The sequence below is a fragment of the Clostridium sp. AN503 genome (assembly GCF_040719375.1).
Classification (GTDB): domain Bacteria; phylum Bacillota; class Clostridia; order Lachnospirales; family Lachnospiraceae; genus Brotaphodocola.
In genome coordinates, this window is sequence record NZ_JBFDTP010000002.1 from 1,961,557 (window position 1) to 1,985,759 (window position 24,203).

20 protein-coding genes are annotated in these 24,203 nt (G+C 52.9%); 4 read left to right on the forward strand and 16 right to left on the reverse strand.

Annotation, left to right across the window (positions count from 1 at the left end; translation table 11 throughout):
* The first annotated feature begins 12 nt into the window (after positions 1-12).
* Together AB1I67_RS16455 and AB1I67_RS16460 are read left to right on the forward strand one after the other, a co-directional pair.
* Positions 13-921, forward strand: coding sequence for a glycine betaine ABC transporter substrate-binding protein (locus tag AB1I67_RS16455; protein WP_367030992.1), 909 nt, complete (start codon positions 13-15; stop codon positions 919-921).
* Positions 922-1,301: 380 nt separating this feature from the next.
* Positions 1,302-2,210, forward strand: a complete 909-nt coding sequence (locus AB1I67_RS16460; RefSeq protein ID WP_367030994.1) for an Rpn family recombination-promoting nuclease/putative transposase — start codon at positions 1,302-1,304, stop codon at positions 2,208-2,210.
* Positions 2,211-2,314: 104 nt separating this feature from the next.
* Here AB1I67_RS16460 and AB1I67_RS16465 read toward each other — a convergent pair whose 3' ends face one another.
* From AB1I67_RS16465 to AB1I67_RS16480, 4 genes are all read right to left on the reverse strand, one after another.
* Positions 2,315-4,603: a hydratase gene (locus AB1I67_RS16465; protein WP_367030995.1), complete on the reverse strand. Its 2,289-nt coding sequence runs from the start codon at positions 4,601-4,603 to the stop codon at positions 2,315-2,317.
* Positions 4,604-4,674: 71 nt separating this feature from the next.
* Positions 4,675-5,817, reverse strand: a complete 1,143-nt coding sequence (locus tag AB1I67_RS16470; RefSeq protein WP_367030996.1) for a PrpF domain-containing protein — start codon at positions 5,815-5,817, stop codon at positions 4,675-4,677.
* A gap of 31 nt (positions 5,818-5,848) precedes the next feature.
* On the reverse strand, positions 5,849-7,141 hold the full coding sequence (locus tag AB1I67_RS16475; RefSeq protein WP_367030998.1) for a 2-hydroxycarboxylate transporter family protein: 1,293 nt from the start codon (positions 7,139-7,141) through the stop codon (positions 5,849-5,851).
* 13 nt (positions 7,142-7,154) lie between these two features.
* A complete protein-coding gene (locus AB1I67_RS16480; RefSeq protein WP_367031000.1) occupies positions 7,155-8,009 on the reverse strand; it encodes a DUF6282 family protein in 855 nt (284 codons plus the stop codon).
* 218 nt (positions 8,010-8,227) lie between these two features.
* Between AB1I67_RS16480 and AB1I67_RS16485 the strand changes: the two genes are divergently transcribed.
* A complete protein-coding gene (locus AB1I67_RS16485; protein ID WP_367031001.1) occupies positions 8,228-9,190 on the forward strand; it encodes a sugar-binding domain-containing protein in 963 nt (320 codons plus the stop codon).
* A 113-nt stretch (positions 9,191-9,303) separates the two neighbouring features.
* Here the strand turns inward: AB1I67_RS16485 and AB1I67_RS16490 are convergent, their stop codons facing one another.
* From AB1I67_RS16490 to AB1I67_RS16530, 9 genes are all read right to left on the reverse strand, one after another.
* On the reverse strand, positions 9,304-11,592 hold the full coding sequence (locus AB1I67_RS16490; RefSeq protein WP_367031002.1) for a hydratase: 2,289 nt from the start codon (positions 11,590-11,592) through the stop codon (positions 9,304-9,306).
* Positions 11,593-11,714: 122 nt separating this feature from the next.
* Positions 11,715-13,058, reverse strand: a complete 1,344-nt coding sequence (locus AB1I67_RS16495; protein WP_367031004.1) for an MATE family efflux transporter — start codon at positions 13,056-13,058, stop codon at positions 11,715-11,717.
* A gap of 162 nt (positions 13,059-13,220) precedes the next feature.
* A complete protein-coding gene (locus tag AB1I67_RS16500; RefSeq protein ID WP_367031005.1) occupies positions 13,221-14,039 on the reverse strand; it encodes a MerR family transcriptional regulator in 819 nt (272 codons plus the stop codon).
* On the reverse strand, positions 14,036-15,337 hold the full coding sequence (locus AB1I67_RS16505) for a 4Fe-4S binding protein (protein WP_367031006.1): 1,302 nt from the start codon (positions 15,335-15,337) through the stop codon (positions 14,036-14,038). Before AB1I67_RS16505 ends, AB1I67_RS16500 begins: the two co-directional genes overlap by 4 nt.
* Positions 15,338-15,384: 47 nt before the next feature.
* Positions 15,385-16,263, reverse strand: coding sequence for a patatin family protein (locus AB1I67_RS16510; protein ID WP_367031008.1), 879 nt, complete (start codon positions 16,261-16,263; stop codon positions 15,385-15,387).
* A 27-nt stretch (positions 16,264-16,290) separates the two neighbouring features.
* Positions 16,291-18,468, reverse strand: coding sequence for an ATP-binding protein (locus AB1I67_RS16515; RefSeq protein WP_367031009.1), 2,178 nt, complete (start codon positions 18,466-18,468; stop codon positions 16,291-16,293).
* Positions 18,458-19,147: a response regulator transcription factor gene (locus AB1I67_RS16520; RefSeq protein WP_367031011.1), complete on the reverse strand. Its 690-nt coding sequence runs from the start codon at positions 19,145-19,147 to the stop codon at positions 18,458-18,460. The genes AB1I67_RS16515 and AB1I67_RS16520 overlap by 11 nt, the downstream gene beginning before the upstream one ends.
* A 192-nt stretch (positions 19,148-19,339) precedes the next feature.
* Positions 19,340-20,638, reverse strand: a complete 1,299-nt coding sequence (locus AB1I67_RS16525; protein WP_367031012.1) for a citrate:proton symporter — start codon at positions 20,636-20,638, stop codon at positions 19,340-19,342.
* An 81-nt stretch (positions 20,639-20,719) separates the two neighbouring features.
* On the reverse strand, positions 20,720-21,388 hold the full coding sequence (locus AB1I67_RS16530; protein ID WP_367031013.1) for a YkgJ family cysteine cluster protein: 669 nt from the start codon (positions 21,386-21,388) through the stop codon (positions 20,720-20,722).
* Between the two features lie 281 nt (positions 21,389-21,669).
* Here AB1I67_RS16530 and AB1I67_RS16535 point away from each other — a divergent pair, with 281 nt between their 5' ends.
* Positions 21,670-22,110: an Hsp20/alpha crystallin family protein gene (locus tag AB1I67_RS16535; protein WP_367031015.1), complete on the forward strand. Its 441-nt coding sequence runs from the start codon at positions 21,670-21,672 to the stop codon at positions 22,108-22,110.
* Positions 22,111-22,215: 105 nt separating this feature from the next.
* Here the strand turns inward: AB1I67_RS16535 and AB1I67_RS16540 are convergent, their stop codons facing one another.
* The 3 genes from AB1I67_RS16540 to AB1I67_RS16550 all read right to left on the reverse strand — a co-directional run bounded on the left by AB1I67_RS16540 (position 22,216) and on the right by AB1I67_RS16550 (position 24,198).
* On the reverse strand, positions 22,216-22,740 hold the full coding sequence (locus AB1I67_RS16540) for a low molecular weight protein-tyrosine-phosphatase (RefSeq protein ID WP_367031016.1): 525 nt from the start codon (positions 22,738-22,740) through the stop codon (positions 22,216-22,218).
* On the reverse strand, positions 22,724-23,290 hold the full coding sequence (locus tag AB1I67_RS16545; RefSeq protein WP_367031017.1) for a methylated-DNA--[protein]-cysteine S-methyltransferase: 567 nt from the start codon (positions 23,288-23,290) through the stop codon (positions 22,724-22,726). Before AB1I67_RS16545 ends, AB1I67_RS16540 begins: the two co-directional genes overlap by 17 nt.
* Before the next feature lie 269 nt (positions 23,291-23,559).
* Positions 23,560-24,198, reverse strand: coding sequence for an acetyltransferase (locus tag AB1I67_RS16550; protein WP_367031019.1), 639 nt, complete (start codon positions 24,196-24,198; stop codon positions 23,560-23,562).
* Positions 24,199-24,203: the final 5 nt, after the last annotated feature.

Consider the following 24,203-nt stretch of genomic DNA (forward strand, 5'->3'; position numbering starts at 1 on the left):
AGGTAATCTATTATGAAAAAGAATCTCAAGAAAAGAATTGCTGTTGTCACCATGGTTGGCGCTGCTGTTGCTGCGCTCTCCCTCAGCGCCTGTGGGAAAAAGGAACAGGGCACCATCAAGATCGCATCCAAGCCCATGACCGAACAGTATGTGCTCACGGAGATACTGGGCGCGCTCATTGAACAAGATCTCGGCGTCAAGGTGGAGATCACCAAGGGAGTGGGCGGCGGTACCACCAACATCCATCCCGCCCTGCTGAAGGGTGATTTTGACTTGTATCCAGAATACACCGGCACCGGCTGGCTCACTGTACTGAAAAAGGAACAGGAGAACGATCCGGACGTCCTTTATGAGAATCTGCAGAAGGGCTATGAGGAGATGGGGCTTCACTGGACCGGCCTTTATGGATTCCAGAACTCCTATGTGCTGGCAGTCCGGAAGGAAGCTGCTGACCAGGATCAGCTGAAGACCTTCTCTGATCTGGCTTCCGTCTCAAACAAGCTGGTCTTCGGCGGCAACCCGGACTACATGGAGCGCGAGGATGGCTTTAACTACCTGGCGTCCGCCTACAATATGGATTTTAAGGATGTGAAGGACATCGATATCGCCCTCAAATACAAAGCGATGGAGGGCAAGGAGATCGACGTCACTAACGCCTACACCACCGACGCCCAGTTAAGCGCCGCAGACGTCACTCTCCTGGAGGATGATAAACACATTTTCGCCACCTACTACGGAGCAACCGTTGTCCGCCAGGATACCCTCAAGAAATACCCGAAGCTGGAGGAGACTCTGGAAAAACTCACCGGCCTTATCTCGGACGACGAGATGCGCGCCATGAACTATGCAGTTGAGATCGATAAGAAGGACGAGAAGGACGTTGCAAGGGACTTCTTGAAAAGTAAGGGTCTTTTGAAGTAAGCAGCCTGGACAGATTTTGTCCTGAACTGTTATGATAAAACAATGATTGAGAAAACACGGGAGGCATTCTAAGCCCTCCCGTGTTTTTTATTCCCTGCTCTGCCCAAATGCTCTGCCCAAAACAAAAAACACTTGCAGAAGCGTCCTCTGTCTGCTATACTGAATTCACTTTTCTCAGAAGCTTTCTGCCAGAGGCATGATGAGAGGTATCATTCCTGCGGATTCCAACCGCAGAAATATCCGCTGTCCGCCAGAGACAGTCTTATGGCAGGGTATCTTTCCTGCTGTGTTTAGCCAAGTTCGGCTGATGTTCGTAGTTTCATATATTACCGCTTGTATTTGTATTTTAAATTCAGTATACTATAAGGAGGAGTATCACATTGGGTGATAAAGATATTCAGGAAAAGCTGCTGGAGGATTGTGAAGATGTCTTTGCCGATATCGTGAACGTATTAGGCTTCCAGGGAGCACGGATCGTGACGGAGGAATCCCTTGTGCCGGGTCCCACCGTATCCATTTACAAAGCGCAGGATGGCCGGAACCGGGAACAGCTCCGGGACGTGACGAAGTTTGATACTAAGCTGGGCGCTGTTATGATGCTTTTAGGTCTGGAGAACCAGACCGATGTGGACTATGACATGGTTTTCCGCGTCATGCGGTACGACGGAGCATCCTACAAGATCCAGGAGGAGGAAGCAGAAAAATATCCTGTGATCACCTGGGTTCTGTATTTCGGGATGAAACGCTGGCGTGCGCCAAAAAGTATTCATGAAGCGATCATTAAAGGATTTCCAAACTGGAAGAAAATGATCCGGACGGTTCCCAACTATCATATCAATCTGATCGAGGTAGCGTTTCTGCCAAAGGAAATACGGGAACAGCTCACCTCTGATTTCCGGATCATAGCGGACTACTTCCATGCGGTCCGGACCGGCACGGAAAGGGAGTTTTATGAAGGCCCCGAGGGAAAGCGCCGGATCCGGCATGTGGAGGCTATGATCGATTTTCTCCAGGCCTTTGCGCAGGATTCCCGATACGCGGATATGAAAGAAACATTTTGTAAGAATGTCAGGAAAGAGGAGGATGTTACAATGTGCAGTATGTTGGATTATGCGGAAAATAAGGGGTTAGAGCAGGGGTTACAGAAAGGAATCCAGGCACTGATCGAAGCCGGATTCGCCTTCGGTCAGACCTATGACAGTACGTTTAACATGGTCATGGAAAAGTACTCCATGGATGCGGAGACTGCCAAAGAAAAGATGCAGTTGTATTGGAAAGGGCGTTCCTGACACGGATGTCTTAGGGTTATGATGAAAAGTCCGAAACCAGATCATATACAGTATCTTGATTTGATTTCGGACTTTCGCTGTTTTATTAAGACAATAAAACAAGGTTATCTGCTGCGGTTATAATTGATCAGACTCCCCGCCTTCACGATCTTCTTTTCGTCATCTGTCATCTCCGCAATATAGAGCTTGATCTCCTTTACGGTATCCCCGATAACATATGCTTTGATATCCCTCATATCCCCGTCCAGGGCCGCCTTGATCCCCGGTACATAGATATAGTCTCCCACCTCGAATTCCGGCTCCGCTTCCATCTGGAACGGCAGCATTCCCCAGTTCATCACGTTGGAACGGTAACGTTTGGTGGCGTACTCTTTACAGATATTTGCCAGACCGCCGATGACCCTCTGGCAGCTTGCCGCCTGCTCGCGGGCGGAACCGTCGCCGGGCTTCACCGCGTAGACCATGCTTCCGATCTCAGTCTCGGACGCCTTGACGCTCTCATTGCCAGGAATCGTCCGGATCATCTCAAACACCGTTTCCAGCTCCGGCTCTGCCTTGACCGGGCAGGCTCCCGCTGCTCTCGCCTTCTCGATCCGGTCCACGGCCTTACTCCTGCCCACATACTCCGGGTCCCTTCTGGATAAGGTAAACTCTGCCAGCCCCAGAGGGTTGGAACGGTAGGAGGAGGTCTCGCCGGACGGGATCAGCTCGTCTGTCGTGGTCACCGGGTCCATGATCTTTGAGCAGACCTTTAAAAGGATATTGTCGGTCAGCGGGCTCATCTCCGGCCAGTCCTTGATGTTCGGGCCGTATACCAGCGCCGCATTCTCATCGCCCTTTTGATACCCCTGATAAATTCTCGCCTTATATACCGCATCGTCAAAATGGTATTCCGGCACCTTATAATCATCGATCACTGCCGTGGCTGAGGTGAGAAGACCTCCATTTGCGGCGGTCGCCGCGATGGAGCGGGCATCCATAAGGGCCACTGCCGCCATCTGGCCCACTCCCGGCTTGGAGCCTTCCCGGTTCGGGAAGTTGCGGGTGGTATGACGGATGGAGAATCCGTTGTTGGCGGGGGTGTCACCTGCGCCAAAGCACGGTCCGCAGAACGCGGTCTTAAGCACTGCGCCTGCCGCCATCAGATCCGCAACCGCCCCCTTCTTCACCAGATCGATATACACCGGCTGGGAAGACGGGTATACCGATAAGGAGAACTCGTCCGCGTCGCAGCTTGCGCCCTTTAAGATATGGGCCGCCTCCATCACATTGGTGTAGTTGCCGCCCGCGCAGCCTGCAATGATCCCCTGGGTCGCGCGCAGCCTTCCATGTTCAATCTTATCTGTAAGCTTGAAATCGATATCCGGGTTTCCGGAAATCTTCGCCGCTTCCACCTCGATGCCTCTCAAAATATCCCCCAGATTGGCGTTCAGCTCATCGATCTCGTAGGTGTTGCTGGGATGGAACGGCAGGGCGATCATGGGTTTCACCGTACTTAAGTCCACATAGACCACGCCGTCGTAGTAAGCCACATCTGCCGGGTTCAGCGCTTTAAAATCCCCTCCTCTGCCATGCTCCGTCAGAAATGCCTTTGTATCTTCATCCGTTCTCCAGATGGAGGAGAGACAGGTAGTCTCCGTGGTCATCACGTCCACACCGTTGCGGAAATCGGTAGTCATGGAGGAGATACCCGGCCCCACAAACTCCATCACCTTGTTCTTCACATAACCGCATTTGAATACGGAACCGATGATCGCAAGAGCGATATCCTGAGGCCCTACGCCCGGCTGAACCTGGCCGTCTAAATAGATTGCCACCACCCCCGGATAGCTGATATCGTATGTATCGCACAGAAGCTGCTTTACCAGCTCTCCGCCGCCCTCTCCGATCGCCATGGTGCCCAATGCGCCGTAGCGGGTATGACTGTCAGAACCGAGGATCATTTTCCCTCCTCCGGCCATCGTTTCACGCATATACTGGTGGATGACTGCAATGTGCGGAGGCACGAAGATACCGCCGTATTTTTTACAGGCCGACAGGCCGAATACATGGTCGTCCTCATTGATGGTGCCGCCCACCGCGCACAGGGAATTGTGACAGTTGGTGAGCACGTAGGGAAGTGGGAACGTCTCCATGCCGGACGCTTTCGCAGTCTGGATGATCCCTACGAACGTGATATCGTGGGAGGTCATGGCATCAAACTTAAGCTTTAACTGTTTCATATCACCGGATGTATTGTGGGCTTCCAGGATGGAATACGCCATGGTGCCTTTTCCTGCTTCTTCCTGATTGACTTCTTTTCCGGTAAGGGCTTTTACTTTAGCCGCATCCTGTTCCGGCACCAGCTTCTCTCCGTTTATGAGATAAGCGCCCTGATCATATAACTGAACCATATGGATTCTCCTTTATTCTATCATTTGATTTTTAACGTTTTGCCGCAGCCTGGAAACGCAGTCCTGACAGGCTACTCTCTCACATACACCGTGCCGTCCATGATCCTTCTTGCGGTTCTCTGCACCGCTACGCTGGGCAATCCGATGTCGCCGTTCTCCTTAACGATCTCCGGGCACATAGTCATCACGCCGCTGGGATGGCCGATACGCACGGTCTCCACGCCTGCTTCCGGCGCGCCTAAAGTATCATAGAGCAGGGACCCTTCCAAAAATGCCGCCACGGAAATGGAGCTGGCAGAAGTCAGCGGGCACGCCTTGTGGCATTTGAACACGGAGATCACACGCGCACACACATCCATCTCCTCTTTTTTTACCTGCTGCCCCGCAATATCCGTATAATCCTTCGGCGTGGTGAAAAATCCCACCTTCGGCACCGCCGGGCTGTTCTGAGTGGCATCCTCAAGATCCTTCGCAAACCCCATCATGCAGGCAGCGGTCCCCCGGATCTTCTCAAGCAGTTCGCTGACCCGGCTGTTCTGGTTCACTTCCTCCGGAAGCTCGGTGCCGGTCATGCCGATATCCTCCGCACGGACCAGAACCATCGGGTTTGACACGTCCAAAATGGTGGCCTCGATGTTCCCGAACCCGGGAATGTCCAGGATATCCTTTACATTCCCGGTGGGAAGCAGTTTTCCGGTCTTGGCCCCTGCCGGATTCATAAATTTTACCTTCAGCTCCGCAGCCGTTCCATCCACACCGGCGATCGCGCAGTCCCCATCCTGGGCAAAGGTTTTTGTGGCGGGGTCGATGGGCACGGTCACCTGGATATGCTTATCCGTATTCCGGTTCAGCATGCGGACCGTTGTTACCGGCTCCACAATATCCACCATGCCCTCCTCCACCGCATAAGGACCTACCGCAGCGGTCATATTGCCGCAATTGGACTTGTAGTCCACCTGGCTCTTGCCGACGATGACCTGTCCTACCAGATACTCCACGTCCACATCCGGCTCCTGGCTCTTCCAGACGATCACGATCTTATTGTTGGAAGATACCGTACCGCCCAGGCCATCGATCTGCTTGGGGTCCGGGTCCCCCATGCACTGTAAAAATATTTTATCCCACTCCGACTGGTCTGCCGGTAAGTCCTCCTTATGGAACATGCACCCCTTGCTGGTGCCTCCACGCATAAATACGGTTTTGAATTTTCTCATGATATGCTCCTCCTTGTTAAATGAAATTCATTTATAAAAACTGAAAGATCAGGCTTCCCAACAGCAGTACCACAGCGCCGCCGATCCGGGAAGAGATCTGCGCGTAACTCATTAAGTTCATCCGCTTTGCCGCTCCGAGGACCGCCAGGTCTCCGGCTCCCCCCATATTTGCCATGCACAGTCCCGCCGTGATCGCACATTCCACCGGGTAAAATCCCACGAGCAGGCCAAACAAAGCGGTTCCCAGGACAGCTCCCAGGACGATCAGAATTGTGATCACCAGATTCCCGACACTTAAAACGCCAAGCATCTCATTAAAATCAATCAGCGTGATGCCGCAGCCCACCATCTGGATCCAGATCAGCTTGCTGCCGCAGAACTGCTGGCATTTCTGCGCGCCGCTTTTTAGATTTTCCGGGATTAAGTTTAACACATTGGCAAGGGCCGCAAAAATGATCAGGTAGGCAAAGTTCGGGATTGCCACCCCAAAGATCGACGGGAGCAGCTTCTTTGCCACCAGCTGGGACAGGATAAAGAATCCCGCCGTCAGGAATATCCCCGCCGCCACATCATCCATGGTTACACGGATTTCTTCCTTCTTCTGGATCTCAATATTTTTCCCTTTCCGGACCAGCTCCCCTTTTCCGGTGATGGCCGGAACGATCTCTCCTGCCGCATTCAGGATCACCGCAAAAACCACGGAGACGATATTTCCCACGGCCAGGATCGCCAGCGCAAAGGAAAGGTAGCTGGAAGAATCCTGCCCTGTAACGTCCGCGTAGACCTGGGCCATAGGCACAGCGCCCGCCCCGGCGCCGCCTCCCATGATCGGAAGGACATAGGCGGTCAGGATCTCAACCGGTGATTTACCAAACAGGACTCCGCCAAGCATCCCGCACAAGGCTGCCCCCACAAGGCCGGCCAGAATCGCCGGCAGGTACAGCACGCTGGATTTGATCAGCATATCCCGGTCCAGTCCAAGAAGGCTTCCCACCACCAGGAACGCAATAAACAGATTCAGGAAGCTGTAGTCGTTCATCCATCCCTTAGAGATCGCCACGACGCCCTCCGGCATCATCCCCTTGTAGGTCAGCAGGCCGCACACTAAGAATGCAAGGATCGCGCCTCCGCCGCAGTATTTATTCCAGATCGGGATCCGCTCGCCGATCTCCCCCAGTATGATCCCCAGCGTGAACATAACTGCGATCGCTCCGATCAGCTGATTCGGCACGATCCCATAATAGATCGCCAGCAGTACAACCGCTCCGAAAAATGCAAATATGTACCATTCCATCCCGTATATCTTAAAACCCTTCTTCTCCATTATATCCCCCTGTTCATAAAATACCAAGCATCTTTGCCGGATTTGTCCTGGTCATCTGATCGATCTCTTTCTGGCTGAAGCCCGCGTCATACAGATAATCCACATAAGCTTTGATCGTGCAGAACCACTCCGGGTTCTGCATCTGCCCGCTGTCGGTTGCCACGATGAAATGCTCACAGCCGATCTCCCGCATGGCTTCTGCGTTGTCCTTCAGATTGATCTTGTAATCCCCTCCTCCGATGGGCTGCGCATATACACGCTCCAGAAGCACGCCGTAATCCTTCACGATACGCTTCTGCTGTTCTAAGGTCATTCCCACTATATGGAATTCCGGATGAGTGATCACAATTTTTTCCACCCCTGCGTCCCGGGCCGCTTCTGCTACGGCAAAGCACTCGTCAGCAGAGATATGCCCGGTTTCCAGCACCGCATCATAATCCCGGATCAGACGGAAAATAGCTTGCAGCTCCTCCACTGCCCTGCCATCCTTCACACAGGATACAAAATCGCCTTTGCCTTCCTTTTTACAGTGGTTCTCCGATGTGTTGGTCGGCAGCCATACCACCTTTCCGCCCAGCTTCAGGGCTGTCTCCACCGCCCAGGGATTTAAGCCCCCTACAAACCGGTTCAGCGCGATCCCCCCGAACATCTGGAAATCAGACGAGCCTCCATATTTTTCTTCCTTCACACGGTTTACCAGATACGCCCTGTCCACGGTCGGCACATGATGGGATTTGATCACGACCGCGCGCACCCCGCGCGCAACTGCCGCCTCCATGATCTGAAGGTCATCCATCTTCCGCTCCCTGACATCCGGCGCGGAATGAATGTGCAGATCGATAATTCCTTTTAAACGCCCTGTTTCCATAACCTCCTCCTGTCTTTTCTCATTTGTTAATTTAATTAACATTTGTTACTATCCAGATGATATCATTTTATCATTTGTTTTTCAATATCACATTTGTTTAATAATATTTTTTCTTTTTGTCACATTTGCACAAAATACATACATATGAGATTCCTGTTTGCATTTTCATATGGAATATGGTACAGTTTAACCAAGAAAATCCAACAGGAGGGATACACGTGGACTTTGAAAGACTATCCAAAAAGGAACGGTATGACGCCCTGACCGAGATGGCGGACATGTATTACAATCAGGGGAAAACCCAGGTTGAGATTGCCGATCATTTTGACACCAGCCGCTTTAAAGTGGCAAAGCTGCTTCAGGATGCCAGGAATGAACAGATTGTTGAGATCAAGATCAATTTTTCCAATGAGCGTAACAAATCCATGGAGCAGGAGCTTTTAGATACGCTTCCTCTGAAAAAGGCGATCGTGGTCAACACCCAATACACTCCCTACATTGACAGCCTTCGGCAGGTTGGACAAGTCGGGGCTGCCTATTTAAACAAGCTTTTGGTTCCCAACTCCGTGCTGGGCATCTCCTGGGGCAAGACGATCCAGACCGTGGTCGGGCAGCTTCCGCAGAAAGCCCACAACCCGATCGCCGCCATCCAGCTTGCGGGCTTCATGCCGCTGTCTAATCCGGCCGCTGAGTCCAGGGAACTGGTGCGCGCCGCTGCAGCTGCTTACTTCGGCGCGATCCATTATCTGAACACCCCGTTATACATCAACAGCCCGGAGGTGAGATCCCGGCTGCTGGCAGAGCCGGATATCCACAACACGCTCTGCAAGGCGAAGGAGCTGTCGGTTGTTCTGACCGGAATCGGAGGACGTTCCAGTCTTCCCCTTATCAATCCGGTCTTCCGCCCTTACTTGACCGAGAAGGACATTGCGGCGGCAGAGCACTGCTGCGGCAGTATTTTCGGGTATATATTGGATAAAAATGGACAGATCGCAGACCTTGACCTGAACCGGAAGCTCATGGCTGTACCGGCAGATGACATCCTGGCGGCCCCCCACCGGATTGCCGTAGTATATGGGAGGCATAAGGCACAGATCACGGCCCTGGCTGTCAAGAACCAGTTTATCAACGAACTGGTCACGGACACCGACACGGCCTTGACCCTGTTGGAACATTCATAGAAACACTGACAAAAGCAGAATAAACGGTGACCGTGGTCACCGTCTATTCTGCTTTTGCTTATAACTTACATATGGAATTTATAGTAACAGAAAGCCGTGTAGCTTGGGAATGCTTATCTGTTTCTATTGTAATTGATCAGGCATCCTGCCTTGACGATCTTCTTCTCATCCGGCGTCATGTCGGCGATAAAGAGGCTGATCTCTTTTACACTGTCCCCGATGACGTAGGCTTTTATATCCTTCATATCCCCGTCCAGCGCTTCCCGGATGCCCGGAACGTAGATATAGTCTCCTACCTCAAACTCCGGCTCCGCTTCCATCTGGAACGGCAGCATCCCCCAGTTCATCACGTTGGAACGGTAGCGCTTGGTCGCATACTCCTTACAGATGTTCGCCAGGCCGCCTAATACCCGCTGGCAGCTGGCAGCCTGCTCACGTGCGGAACCGTCGCCCGGCTTCACCGCATAGATCATACTGCCGATCTCCGTCTCAGACGCTTTCACCGCTTCATTTCCCGGAATCGTTTTGATCTTTTCAAATACGCCCTCCAGCTCCGGATCTGCCTTTCTCGGGCAGCTTCCTGCGGCTCTTGCCTTCTCGATCCGGTCCACAGACTTACTTCTGCCCACATATTCCGGGTCTCTTCTGGACAGGGTGAACTCAGCCAGGCCCAGGGGATTGGAACGGTAGGAGGAGGTCTCGCCGGACGGGATCAGCTCATCGGTCGTGGTGACCGGGTCCATGATCTTCGAGCAGACCTTTAACAGGATATTGTCAGTCAGCGGGCTCATCTCCGGCCAGTCCTTGATGTTCGGGCCGTATACCAGCTCGGCGCTCTCATCTTCCTTCTTGTATCCCTGATAGATCCTTGCCTTGTAAACCGCGTCGTCAAACGTGTATTCCGGTACCTTGTAATCATCAACAACCGCAGTGGCCGGGGTGAGAAGTCCGCCATTTGCCGCGGTCGCCGCGATGGAACGTGCGTCCATAAGGGCTACTGCCGCCATCTGGCCTACGCCCGGCTTGGAGCCTTCCCGGTTCGGGAAGTTGCGGGTGGTGTGGCGGATGGAGAAGCCGTTGTTGGCCGGGGTGTCTCCCGCGCCGAAGCAGGGTCCGCAGAATGCAGTCTTTAATACTGCGCCTGCCGCCATCAGATCCGCAACCGCGCCCTTCTTCACCAGGTCGATATAGACTGGCTGAGAGGATGGATATACCGATAAGGAGAACTCATCCGCGCCGCAGCTTGCGCCCCTTAAAATATGAGCCGCTTCCATCACGTTCGTGTAGTTGCCGCCTGCACAGCCCGCGATGATCCCCTGGGTCGCACGCAGCCTTCCGTTTTCGATCTTGTCGGTCATGGAGAAGTTTAAATCCGGGTTGCCGGTAACCTTTGTGGCTTCCACCTCTACGCTTCTCAAAATGTCGCCCAGGTTCGCATTCAGCTCATCAATCTCGTAGGTGTTGCTGGGATGGAACGGCAGGGCGATCATCGGCTTCACGGTGCTTAAGTCCACATATACCACACCGTCGTAGTACGCGACATCAGCCGGGTTCAGCTCCTTATAATCCTCGCCCCTGCCGTGGGCTGTCAAATATTCCCTTGTATCCCCATCCGTTCTCCAGATGGAGGACAGACAGGTAGTCTCTGTAGTCATGACGTCCACGCCGTTGCGGAAGTCGGTGGTCATGGAAGAAACTCCCGGTCCCACAAACTCCATTACCTTATTCTTCACATAGCCGCATTTGAACACGGAACCGATGATCGCAAGGGCGATATCCTGAGGACCAACGCCCGGGTTCGGCGCCCCGTCCAGATAAATAGCGATCACGCCGGGATAGCTGATATCGTATGTATCACACAGAAGCTGTTTTACCAGCTCGCCGCCGCCCTCGCCGATGGCCATGGTACCCAGGGCGCCGTAGCGGGTATGGCTGTCGGAGCCAAGGATCATCCTGCCGCAGCCTGCCATCATCTCACGCATATACTGGTGAATGACCGCAATATGCGGAGGAACAAAGATACCGCCGTACTTCTTGCAGGCAGACAGGCCAAATATATGATCGTCCTCATTGATCGTTCCGCCTACGGCACAGAGAGAGTTGTGACAGTTGGTGAGCACATAGGGGAGTGGGAACTTCTCCATACCGGACGCCTTTGCCGTCTGGATGATCCCCACAAAGGTGATATCATGAGAAGTCATGGAATCAAATTTGATCTTCAGCTTTTCCATATCCCCGGACGTATTGTGTTTCTCAAGGATCGAATAAGCGATCGTGCCTTTTCTTGCCTCTTCCTTATTTGCCTCTCTTCCTGTAAGCGCAGCAACCTTCCCTGACTCTGCTTCCGCAACCAGCTCTGTCCCGTTTACCAGATATGCGCCGCCTTCGTACAGCTTTACCATTTTGACTTTCCTCCTGAATGAGCATTTTTCGTGTTTCTTGTTAGTTACAGTATGCACGATTTCTACTCATTGGTCAAATACTATAATCATGATAAACTGTATAGCTTTTACCTATACCTTTTTTATACTGCCGCCTCTCTTGCGCTCATAAGCCTCAGCACATAAACTGTCGTATAGACCGCCATGATGCCGGACACCACCGGCGCCACCATGCCGATCACGCCGAGATTTTCCGGCACGTACCGGCAGACCAGGTAGATCAGGGGGACGCGCAGCACCAGGGCGCCGAAGCAGCAGCTGAGCATCGTGAAGATGGTCCTGCTGCGCCCGTTTAAGTAGCCGTTCATGGCGAACACCAGGAGCACGCACAGATAATCATAGCTGCAGGTCTTAAAAAACGGGATTCCCGCAGCGATGACAGATGCATCCTTTGTAAACACACCGATCATGGTCTCCGGCGAGAACTGCGCCCACAAAAAGAATGCAAAAGAAAACGGCGCTGCTGCCATAATGCCGACCCACAGGGACCGGTTCATCCTCTCATGCTTCCCCGCGCCATAGTTCTGAGCCACGATGGACGCCAAAGCGCTGGCAATGGAGGTGGCCGGCAGCATGGCGAACACGTCGTATTTGCTGGCGATCCCCACCGCAGAGGCCGCCGAGACCCCGAGGGCATTGGTCACAGAGGTCAGATAGAGAAAGGAAAACCGCACCATGCATTCCTGCAGAGAGATGGGGATCCCGATCCGCATCAGCTCCCTCACCTTCTGACCATGAATCCTGAAATTAGACAGATGGAATTTAAAAATAAAATCCCTACGATTCAAATATACCATGGCGCATACCATGGAAAATCCCTGGGAAGCAATGGTCGCCAGAGCCGTCCCCTTCACGCCCATACCGAAATATTTTACCAGGATAATATCTCCCGCCACATTCATGCAGCCTGCGATCGCCACAAAAAGCAGGGGGCTTTTGGAATCCCCGTAACCCCTTAAGACCGCGCTGATGGCATTGTAGCCGCAGATGAACACCACGCCGCATGCACAGACATTCACATACTGCTTCGCCTGCGCAAACGCCTCCTCCGGCGTCTTTAGGATCCGCAGCACCGGAACTGTAAATAGAAACAGCAGCACCGACAGTACCACGCCGGTCATAAAAAACAGGCACAGGCTGGTGCTGATGGTCTCCTTCACATCCTCCGGCCGTTTCCTGCCCACATAGCTGCCCACCATCACCGTCCCGCTCATGGTCAGCCCTGAGATAATACTGGTGATGATCTGGGTGACCTGGGTACCCGTGGAGACCGCCGCCACCGCCTCCTTCTCACAGTACCATCCCACGATCATCAGATCCACCGCACCGTAAAGGGCCTGGATCAAATTGGCCAGCAGAAACGGGATGGCAAACAAAATAACCGTTCTGATCAGGCTTCCCTTTGTCAAATCATTACTACCGCTCATGTCTTTTTACTCCTGTCGTATTTCTGTTCTGAAATCCCGATATCTGCCGCTGCAGATCTTTTTTCGGATTTTCTCTACGGAACAAGATAAACCCTCCAGTAACTGGAGGGTCAAGAGTTTTTTACTATTTTTTTCAATTTTGGGGAAATAGTACAATCATTGTTATCCTGCTGCCACCGGGACCTGCAGCTCCGTCACATATTTTTCCAGCTGGCTGGTGATGCCGGAATCGATCAGGGTGATCTCCACCGAATCCCCCGCTACGGTATATCCCTGCCGCGCCAGTTCATCCAGCAGACGGATATAATACCCGGCCGACTCCTTGTGGGTCCCCCTAAAACGCACCGTGATATACGTTCCCGCCGGAAGCACACGCCTCTCGCCGTGATAGCTGTCGCCTTCCTCCAGCACGACGAAAAGAGAAGAAAAACCGTCGAACCGCCGCCGCTTTAAGTCCTCCCGGCTCACCGATACTCCGACCTTTCCCAAGAAGATGGCGTCTGCCAGCTCATTGCGGCTGTCCAAGTCCCGGATGGACACCTCCAAGTCAGCGGCCACCGGGATCTCTCTTTTCAGGATCACAAGCTCCCGCCTGGGAAACTCCCGCATGGCGATCCGCTCATACACCGTCTCCATGGCGTCCTCCAGCTGCGAGATGCGCGCATCGACCTTTTTCCCGATCCGATCCAGAAGCTCCTGCTTCTTCCGAACGTTCTCCCGCTGCTCCCGGAACATCTCCACCACCGTGTCCACTTCCCGGTGGGCAAAAAACCGGGAGATCTGAGCCAGCGGCATGTCCAGGGCGCGCATATACCGGATCGTATTGATCCGCTCAAACTGCCTGGTGGAATAATAACGATAGCCGGTATCACTGTCCACATATTCCGGCTTCAAAAGCCCGATCTCATCGTAATACCGCAGCGTCCGGATATTCATCTGAAACAGCCGCGACACTTCTCCTATGGTAAATAAATCTTTCATCTCCGTGTCTCCTGCATGGAAAGCAGCTTGTCCAGATACACCGACTTCATCTGCCTGCTGGCAAGGGCCTGTTTCACCGGCGGAAGCTTAAGGATCGCGCCAAGCGCCGCAGCCAGCGCCCGGTGGTTGGCAAACGCCTGGTTGTCGAAGATCAGATTGGGAAGGGTCCCCTTCTCAATGGCCTGCAGTACAAATCGGTGGGTACTGTTGACCGGAGTGATAACCTGTTCCGGCCTCCGTTTCAGCTCGATGGCCTTCGTGGGACAATTGCGGGCGCAGACGCCGCAGCCTAAACAGATATCCTGATCCACCACCGCTTTCCTGCCCTCATCTGCCGCCTCGTCCGTTTTCACCTTCCCCTTCACGGAGATCGCAAAAACCGGACACACCTTCTCACATTTCCCACAGCCTACGCATTTGTCCGCCAAAACCTCCGGGATATAGTTGGTGGTGGCGACCGGCTGCATGGGGGCGAATTTCCTTGCCGCCTGCAAAGCCTCGCAGCAGCATCCGCAGCAGTTGCAGATAAACGCCGGGTGCTCCCGCACATTCTCACCGATCTGCACCAGATTGCTGGCGTAGGAACGCTCCAGCGCGTCCATTGCCTCCTCTCTGGAGATCAGCCTTGCATAGTCGTTGTGCTGCGCCAGGGACCGCGCCACATTGTCAAAGGTCAGGCACACATCCCAGGGCGCATTGATCTCACAGGGGTGGCCCGCATGGGACATCTTATGGCGGCAGTAACACAGGCCCAGGCCAATGTACTCCGCCTCCTCTATGATATGGGTCGCCCGCTCATAGTCCAGGATGTGGTTTGCCTTGTCGCTCAGCAGGACCGGCTCCTGCACATAGACGCGCCCCAGCTTTGTCTCTGTGGCATAGAACAGATCCTTGATAAAATCCTCCTCCACATTCATATACTGGTAGTAAAGCTCCGCCAGATACTGCTGGTCGATATCCCCGCGTGTCCGCATCAGTGCAAACTCAATAAAGCCTGCCATGGGCGGCGGCATCACAAACTTCCGCTCCCCATTGTGCCAGGAATCCACCAAAAGCGCCTTGCCGCAGAGATGGTCCAGCAGCTTTTCCGCCTTATATTCCGAGGTCCCCCAGACCTTCGCCGCCTTTTTTATGGTGAAGGGGCGGACCGGGAGAAGAGCCACCCATTTTGCCTCTTTTTCCGTGTAGAGAACCTGGAGGATCTTATAGAGAGTCTCCGATTCCGGCGCTCCCTGGGTGAACCAGTTGATCCTGTCGCCAAGACTCCGGTATGCGTCACGCGTGGTCAAATGTCCCATCGTTCATGCCTTCTTTCTTCTAATTTGATTCTTTTTTCTTCCGCCTCTCATGAAGACTTTTTCTGCCGGGCATCCTCCGCCATCAGCCATGCGCTTAAATCCCGCATCCTGCACAGCGCGTCCCGCCGCCCGATGTCATAGACCTCCTGGAGCCGGTTCGGATCGTGCTCCGTCCTTCCGATGGAAAGCTCCCTGCTGGGCCGGATCACGAAAATCTCCCCCGCCTGCTCCAGTTCCTCGATCCGGCGGATCGTCTCATTGTAGGTGTTGTGCCTGTTCTCAAGCGCTTTCACGAACTTCGGATACTTCCGGTACACGATGCCTGCCAGCCGTGTGCTCTCCGGTTCCTTCCGGTAGCCTCTATGTCTGGTCAGGACCACCACTGTTTTCTCAAAGCCCATCTGCCTGAAGGCCATCACCGGAATGCTGTCGCAGCAGCCGCCGTCCAAAAGCTTCATCCCATCCATCTCTACAGTACGGGAAACATAGGGCAGGGAGGCCGACGCGCGCATAAGGTCAATCTGCTTTTTCATATCATGGATGCGCAGATACTCTGCATTTCCCGTCTCTAAGTTACTGCATGTCACATAAAACTCCGTACCGGAACGATTGAACGCCGCATAATCATATGGGTCCAGCTTCTCCGGCAGGTCGTGGTAACAGAACCTCTCCCCCGCAATGTCTCCGGTCCGTAAAAGATTCCAGAAGCTCATGAACCGTTTGTCCCTGCTGTATTTTTTATAATAGCGGATGCTGCGCCCTTTCTGCTCCGAAACAAAGGAACATCCATGGATCGCCCCGGCCGACACTCCGATCACTCCGTCAAAGGAGATCCCGTGCTCCAGAAATACATCCAGCACACCGGCGGAGTAGATTCCCCGCATGCCGCCTCCTTCCAAAACCAGTCCTGTCTTTTTAAGTCCCATCTCATGTCACCCTTTCTGTCATGTTATCTATAATCCGGATTCCAGCCTTTTTGCAAGACCGGACTTTAAAATAAACTCATCGATGATCCCATTTTTCAGATACCATCCAAACTGCTCATCCTCTGTTCCGCTCATGAGGATCAGGCGGATGCCGGGATCCAGCCTGCGGACCAGCTCTGCAAACTCCAGTCCGTTCATGGACGGCATATCAAAATCCGTCAGGATACAGTCACAGTAATCCCGGCGGTTCTGTAGCTTTGCCAGCGCTACCGCCGGATGACTGTAACACTCCACCACACAGCGCTGCCGCTTCAGCCTGGCCTCCAGAGCTTTTAGGATCTCCGGGTCATCATCCACCACGACAAAGCGAACCGCAGGTTTATGCCCGGCTGCCTTTCTTTCCTCTGTTTCCGGTTCTGTCAGCGGAAAATACAGACGGAAAACCGTCCCTTTCCCCGGTTCGCTCTCAACCCTGATCTGCCCTCCCACAGAAAGCATCACATTGCGGATCACAGAAAGCCCGAGCCCGGTTCCTTTCCCGCTGCGCTTTGTAGTGTAGAATGGCTCAAAGATCTTGCTGAGCGTCTCTTCTTTGATGCCGCATCCGGTGTCCGAGACAGACAGGCACGCCCAGTCTGTTCCTGTACCGTCTGCACTGGCGTCCCTTATAGCCTCGCCCGCCGTTTTGACCAGCCTCACCGTCAGACTTCCCGCGCTGCCTTCCATGGCATGGTAAGCGTTGCTGCAGAGGTTCATCAGGATATGCTCTGCCATCCCGTGTTTCCCCCTCACGTACAGCGGGCCTTCCTCCAGCTCCGTCTGAAAGGAGATCTGTTCCGGCGTAAGCCGCCGGACCATATCTGCCGCTTTCTTGACCTCCGCTGACAGATCCAGGACCATCAGCCCGGCCCCGGTATCCTGCCTGCTGAAATCCAGAAGTTTCCTTGACAGGTCCGCAGCCTGTCCCGCCGCGTCCAGGACGCCCTCCACAAGCTTATGGTTCTCCCCGTTTATGGAGGCGTCCTCCTTTAACATCTCACCGTACAGCAGCACTGGAGTTAAATAGTTATTGAACTCATGGGCAATATGGCTGCTCATCTGGCCGATGGACTGCAGTCTCTGGTAATGCTGGATCTCATCTTCCTTCCGGCGCAGCAGCTCCATGCCCTCGTTGATCTCTTTTAAGTAAGCGATCTCCTTTTTCTGGCTTTCCGAACGCATCAGGCTCCGGGTCATCACAAACACAAAGCCTCCCGCCAACAGAATAAACAGGCCGCTCATTCCCAAAAGTCTCAGCAGCATCCTGTTAAGGGGGCCATTCAGCTCCTTAAACGGCAGCGTACTGTTGACGATCCAGGTCTCTCCTGGAAGCCGGACCGTAGTGTACGCCACGATCCGCTGCTCCGGCGCCAGGTTTTCGTCATCCCACACATAAGACCGGATGACAGCCACACCCTCCGGCTGTATCTCCTGCATATGGATCCACTCGAACAGATCTGTCAGATCCAGCTGCGGATACTTCCTGCTCCGGTCATAGACCGCATCCATCCCGATCTGGCTGGGCGCATGATGCATGATGATAGAAAGCTCGCTGTCCTTAACGACCGAATATCCGCCCTGCCCAATCTTCACCGGCTCCACGATCCGGGTATAGATCTGATCCAGATCCATGGCATAGACAGCCGTATACTCCTCGCCGTCCCACCCAAAGCTTCGGGAAACATACATCTCATAATGATCTCCGCAAAGCCTCTTGCCGCAGATGGACGCCCCTTTCTCCCCGCCAAGCCACTGATGCCCAAAATCCATGGACCCCTGCTGGAACATCAGGCTCCCATCCTTATGATAACATGCCATAGCGGTATACAGCCCGTCTTTCCGGTTTAAAAATGCTTCTGCCGCCTGCTTCGCAGCATTCTTCGGCCCTCCCTCCCCGCCTCCTGTCTCAAGCAGGGAAAAATACAGGTCGATATTGTCAAGCTCCTGCTCCACAAAATTGACCAGGCTGGTCCCCACTGTCTTCGCCATGGTAAGCAGCTGCTCCTGTTCCGTTTCGATCAGCTCCCGCCGGTACTGGTTATAGGACCAGACGCCAATGCTCCCGATCACAGCTGTTGCCAAAATTGTCCCAAGGATCCCCAGGATCAGGATACGATTTCTGTAAAATGCTTCCTTCCAGTTCTGTTTTTCTCTGTTATCTGCCATCGAATATGTACCCGATTCCCCTGACGGTCCTTAAATATACCGGATTGCGGCTGTCTTTTTCTATTTTCTCCCGCACCCGCTTCATATATACCATGATCGTATTGTCATCCACAACATTTTCATTCCACACCTGGCGGTAGAGCTGTTCCCTGGTAAATACCTGGCCCGGGTGCTCCATGAAGAACCGGAACAATGCCAGTTCTCTTGCCGTAAAGGGAAGGAGCGCCCCGTCCTTATAGCACTCCAGCTTCATCAGGTCAAAGGTGAACGGCCCCACCGTGATATGATTCTGCCGCTGCCTGCTGTAGATGCTGTTCCTGCGTATGAGCGCCTTCACCTTCTGGATCAGCACCGACAAGTGAAATGGCTTCGTCAGGTAATCATCCGCGCCCAGTCCAAGTCCCAGCACCTGGTCCATCTCCTCCTGCCTGCCGCTGAGCATCAGCACCGGCGTCAGGTTGTGGTCTGAACGCAGCTTCTGCAAGATCATATACCCATCCATATCCTGCATCATCACATCCAGCACGATCAGGTCATAGACCCGCTCTTCCAAAAGCTCCAGGGCCTCCCGTCCTCCTGACGCCTCCTCCACCAGCATCCCCTCCCGGGTAAATGCAGTCTTAAGCGCCATGCGGACAGAAAGCTCGTCATCTACCACAAGAATTTTCTCATTTGCCACGTTTTTCGCTCCCCCTGTTTTAAAGCCATAGTAAAATTATAACGTTTTCATCCTTTAAGTGCAATCCATATTTGCCCGGAGCCGGAAATTCCATCCAGCCAGGACGCAGTTACCAGTATACCACAAAAGCGATACGGAAAAGCAGATATTCTGCTTCCCGTACCGCAATGATACTTCTGTGATAAACCGGATTTATAACGGAATGATCCCAAAGATCACGCCGATCACCAGCATGCAGAGGCTGACCACCCAGTAAACCGGAATACTGAATTTCATGTGGTCCTTCAATTCCGTGTCCGCCAGTCCAATAGCAAGATAGGTGGCCGGAACCAGCGGACTGACCATCAGCGCCAGATTCTTGCCGATCACCATTGTAAGTGCTGTGCTTAAAGATGCGACCCCATAAGTTTCTCCTACCTGCATGACAAGCGGCATGATGCCATAGAAATACGCGTCTGTGCCGATGCACAAGCCCAGCGGCAATGCCAGGATACCAAAGATAATATGGATAAACTGCCCCAAAAATCCAGGGATCACACCCATGATCGCATTGGCCATCTCAGTCAGCATCCCGGTACCGTCAAAGATTCCCACCATGGCCCCCGCACTGAACAGAGTGGCGGAGATGATCAGCGCTGCCGGAGCATGCTTCTTGATCAGTTTATCCTGAACCTTCAGGCTCGGATAGTTGACTGCCAGAGCCAGGCACAGCGCAACCAGGAATGCCACATAGCTGGTGACCACACCCACTGACAGGATCGCAACCAGGCCGATGGTCAGCGCCAGGTTGAAGATCAGAAGCTTCGGCCGTCTGAGTGCTTCTTCCTCGTCCTTTGCCTTCTGGTCCTGGGCAACCACTTCCCCTTTGCCTGCTCCTGCGCCCTTCTTCACGGCAAACATGCCCAGGAGGACAGCCAGAACAATATTGAAGATAAGACCCACGATCTGGATCGGGATCAGGATATGCCACAGCTCATTGGCGTCCATAGCCAGAACCGTCGCGGCCCTTGCCACCGGGCCTCCCCACGGAAGCAGGTTCATAACCCCCATACAGGCCCCTGTCAGACATAAAAGGATCCTTGTGTCGATCTTCATCGCCTTGTAAACCGGATACAGAGCCGGTATGGTGATCAGGACCGTGGTGGCTGTGGTGCCGTCCAGGTGGGCGATCGTCGCGATAACCGCCGTTGCGACTGTGACGGCGATCACGTTATTTCCCGCCTTCTTCACCAGGAAGTTGACGATCACGTCGAACATTCCGGTGTCCGACATCACGCCAAAATAGATGACAGAAAAGATAAACAGGATTCCGTTGCTGGTTGTGGTACTGATCCCGTCCTTGATGAACCCGGCTACCTCCACCGGCCCATAACCAAGAAGCAGCGCCGCCGCTGTTGGAATCAGCGCCAGCACAACGATCGGTGACATTTTCCCTTTCAGGAGCAGAACTACGATCAGTACGATCATGGCAAATCCGACTAAAGCTATCATTTGTTTCCCCCTCATTTCTTTTTGATAATCCCATAATAAAAAACCAGCCTGAATAGATCCTGACTGGTTTCTTACAATCTGTTAAGAAGGGAAATTCTTTGTCCACTGCTCTGCCGTTTTCAGCCGGCTGTAAAACTCTTCATAGAACCCGCCGCCGGGCTGGTATTCCGTCAAATAAAAGTTCTGGAGCACATACATACTGATCTCTTTTGCCGTCTGAGCCTGACTCTGCATCATTTCCTGCAGGCTCTTTAAAAAATAATGCCAGTCAACGATATACCGGTCATACCGCGCCGCGTCCGGCGTATCGATCCATTTGCGCACCTTGACCTTGGTGCGGTTCTCCTTCCTGCATTCGTGGATCTGAAGGAAATACGAAAAACTGCCGTCCTCATAGCACCGCCCCAGCGGAAACAGACGACAGATGCCCGGACGGTACGGGTGAATGGAGCACCTGCCTCCCTCATTTAAGAAAGAACAGCTCTCCTCCTCCCCCTTCATCCCCAGATTGGGGAGAATGATCCCATCCACCACATGGAGTTCCAAGTTCTCCGCCAATAGCTGCTGGGGACTTTTCTTCAGTCCCGCCGTCATGCGGTATATGTCATATGGGTCCAGCACAATGGATTCCCCCATCCCGCGGCAGCAGGAGGAGCAGCCGCTGCAGTCATCGCAGCCCACCTTTGCCATATCGTTCAGACTGTATTTTCTGCCGTCGGAGATTTCCTCCAGGCTCACTTCTCTAAGCATCCTTTTTATCCTCTTTCCCACCGTATTATCATTCTCTTTTAGAGGGAGCCGGCATGATCAGCCGTCTCCCTGTTCCGCTACAGCTATCATAGCATTTTATAACCGAATCCGAAATACTTTTTTTATTTCCTGTTCACAGTTTTTTCACAATCAAATTAGCACTCACCTATTGACAGTGCTAACAATTCGTGATATAGTACTGTTAGAACAAATAAAACAAAGCAAGCAGAGCAGAGGTTTTGAAGAAACCTCCCCCTGCTCACAATAAGGAGGTAAAGCATATGTTATTCACACCATCAAGAAGAAACTATGGATTCGATGTATTTGACGACTTTTTTAACGACCCGTTCTTTACCACCCCCGCCCGCGGCAACAACAATACGCTGATGCGTACAGATATCAAGGACGACGGCGCCAACTACCTGCTGGAGATGGAGCTTCCGGGCTTCAAGAAAGAGGACATCAAGGCAGAGCTGAAGGACGGCTATCTCACCATCTCCGCCACCCACGAGGAGAACAAAGATGAGAAAGACGCGAACGGCAAACTGCTGCGGCAGGAACGCTACAGCGGCTCCTGCAAGAGAAGCTTCTATGTAGGCGAGGCCCTGAAGCAGGAAGATATCCGCGCTGGTTTTGAGAACGGAATCTTAAAGCTTCAATTCCCGAAAGAAGCGCCGAAGCAGGTCGAGGAAACACCGAAATATATCCAGATTGAAGGCTGACCCCCTCTCCTTTCACCAATCATCACACACAGCCCCCGCACGGACAGGCATATCCGTGCGGGGGCTGTAGTTTGTACCTGCATTTCTTTTATGGTCCTCAGTCTCTCAATCCCGGCTTTCATTTTCCAGGATATGCTCCAGCAGTCCGCTGCAGCCATCCATCACATCCTGGTAGGTAGCCTCAAAATCCCCCGTATACCATGGGTCAGCCACATCGCGTCCGGTATTCTTAAGAACATTCTTTCCATCCGTTCTTTTGCTGTTGGAAAAGTCCAACAGCTTGTAGACTTTCCCCTCCGGGTCTCCCCCCAACATCCGCAGCATATTGCGGATATTCCAGTCGTCCATGCCGATCAGATAATCATATGCGGCGTAGTCTGACTTCTTTAGCTGTACGGCAGTCTTTCCAGCTACACTGATGCCCTCCCGCTTCAGCCGCTCCCTGGTCCCCCGGTGTACCGGGTTGCCGATCTCCTCGGTGCTGGTGGCGGCAGAGGATATATGAAAATGCTCCGCAAGTCCTATTTTTTCTACCATATCTTTCATGACGAACTCGGCCATTGGGCTTCTGCAAATATTTCCATGGCACGTAAAAAGCACATTCCAACATTTATTATTGTCTTTTCTCATTTAAAATCCCCTTCCCCGGAACCGTAAACACGGACACATCCACACCCTCCAACTCCAACAGCCTTATCTTTTTCTCGACCCCTCCGGCGTAACCGGTCAAACTTCCATTGGCGCCCACCAGTCTGTGGCAAGGTATTATGATTGATATGGGATTATGCCCCACCGCTCCCCCAACCGCTTGGGCCGACATGGTCTTTTTTTGAAGCTTCTCTGCCATCTTCGCGGCAATCGCCCCATAAGTCGTGACCTCCCCATAGGGGATCTCACAGAGCAGCTTCCAAACCTCCTGTCGAAAATCACTTCCGGCAGGTGAGAGAGACAGTTCCATGATCTCCGGCTTTTCTCCCGCAAAATAGCGGTCCAGCCAGTCTTTTACCATATAAAATACTGGAAGCTTATCTTCTGAGACCACTTTTCCGGAAGCTAATTCCAACTTTATGGCTCCGCCAAAATACTTCTGGTCTTTCATCCACAGGCCGACAAGATGTACTCCGTCACTTGCCAGTGTCAGCTGTCCTATGGGAGAATCATAATTTGTCATGTAATACATATGGATATCCTCCTTAAGTGTCCAGGCATATATTCTCACTAAGTTCAGCCTGCGCCTTGCGGCTTGTCTTCATTATCTGTTCATATTATATCATAAAAACCTTAAAAACTCCTCCCTTTTATGAATAACTCCCTGCAATATCTACAATATCCGCACCTTCCAGGATAACCAAAAACCGCTGCAAACACAGATACACAATCTGCATTTACAACGGCTCCACATTTCAAAACCTTCTTATCTGCCTCAACGTTCCATCATGCTTGGCATCCTCAGAATTCTCTGCGCCTGATCACCCGCGCCGGAACCCCCACTGCAGTCGCACGGTCCGGGATCTCCCTGACTACAGCCGCTCCCGCACCGATTATGGCTTCTTCACCGATCCCAACCTCATCCTTCACACTTGCGCCCACGCCAATGAACGACTTCCGGCCTATCCTGCAATGGCCGGCAACAGCCGCATTGGGACAGACATTCACAAAATCTCCAACCATACAGTCATGCTCCACAACTGCGCCGGTATTTATGATGCAGCTCTTACCGACCGACGCATGGGTGTGGATGACAGCATATGCAAATACCATACAGCCCTTTTCCAAATTCGCTGATGGACTGATGAATGCCAACGGATGGATGACAGAAGCCAATGATACTCCCATAGACTCCAGGACAGCGCACTTTGCTTCCCGGATATCATTATCCCCTGTCGCCACGATCACTTCGTCATAGGAATGGAAGAAGCATTCCGGTTCTATGTCTTCCTCCCGGTACAGCCTGCAGCCCTCCATAAGACGGCTCCCCCGCTCTTTTATTTCCAGAAAATCAATTCTGCCGTATTGGTTCATTGACAGGGCACAGTCCAGGGTCACCATCCCCTGGTCGCCAGCCCCCCAGATCAACAAGCTTTTCAACCTCT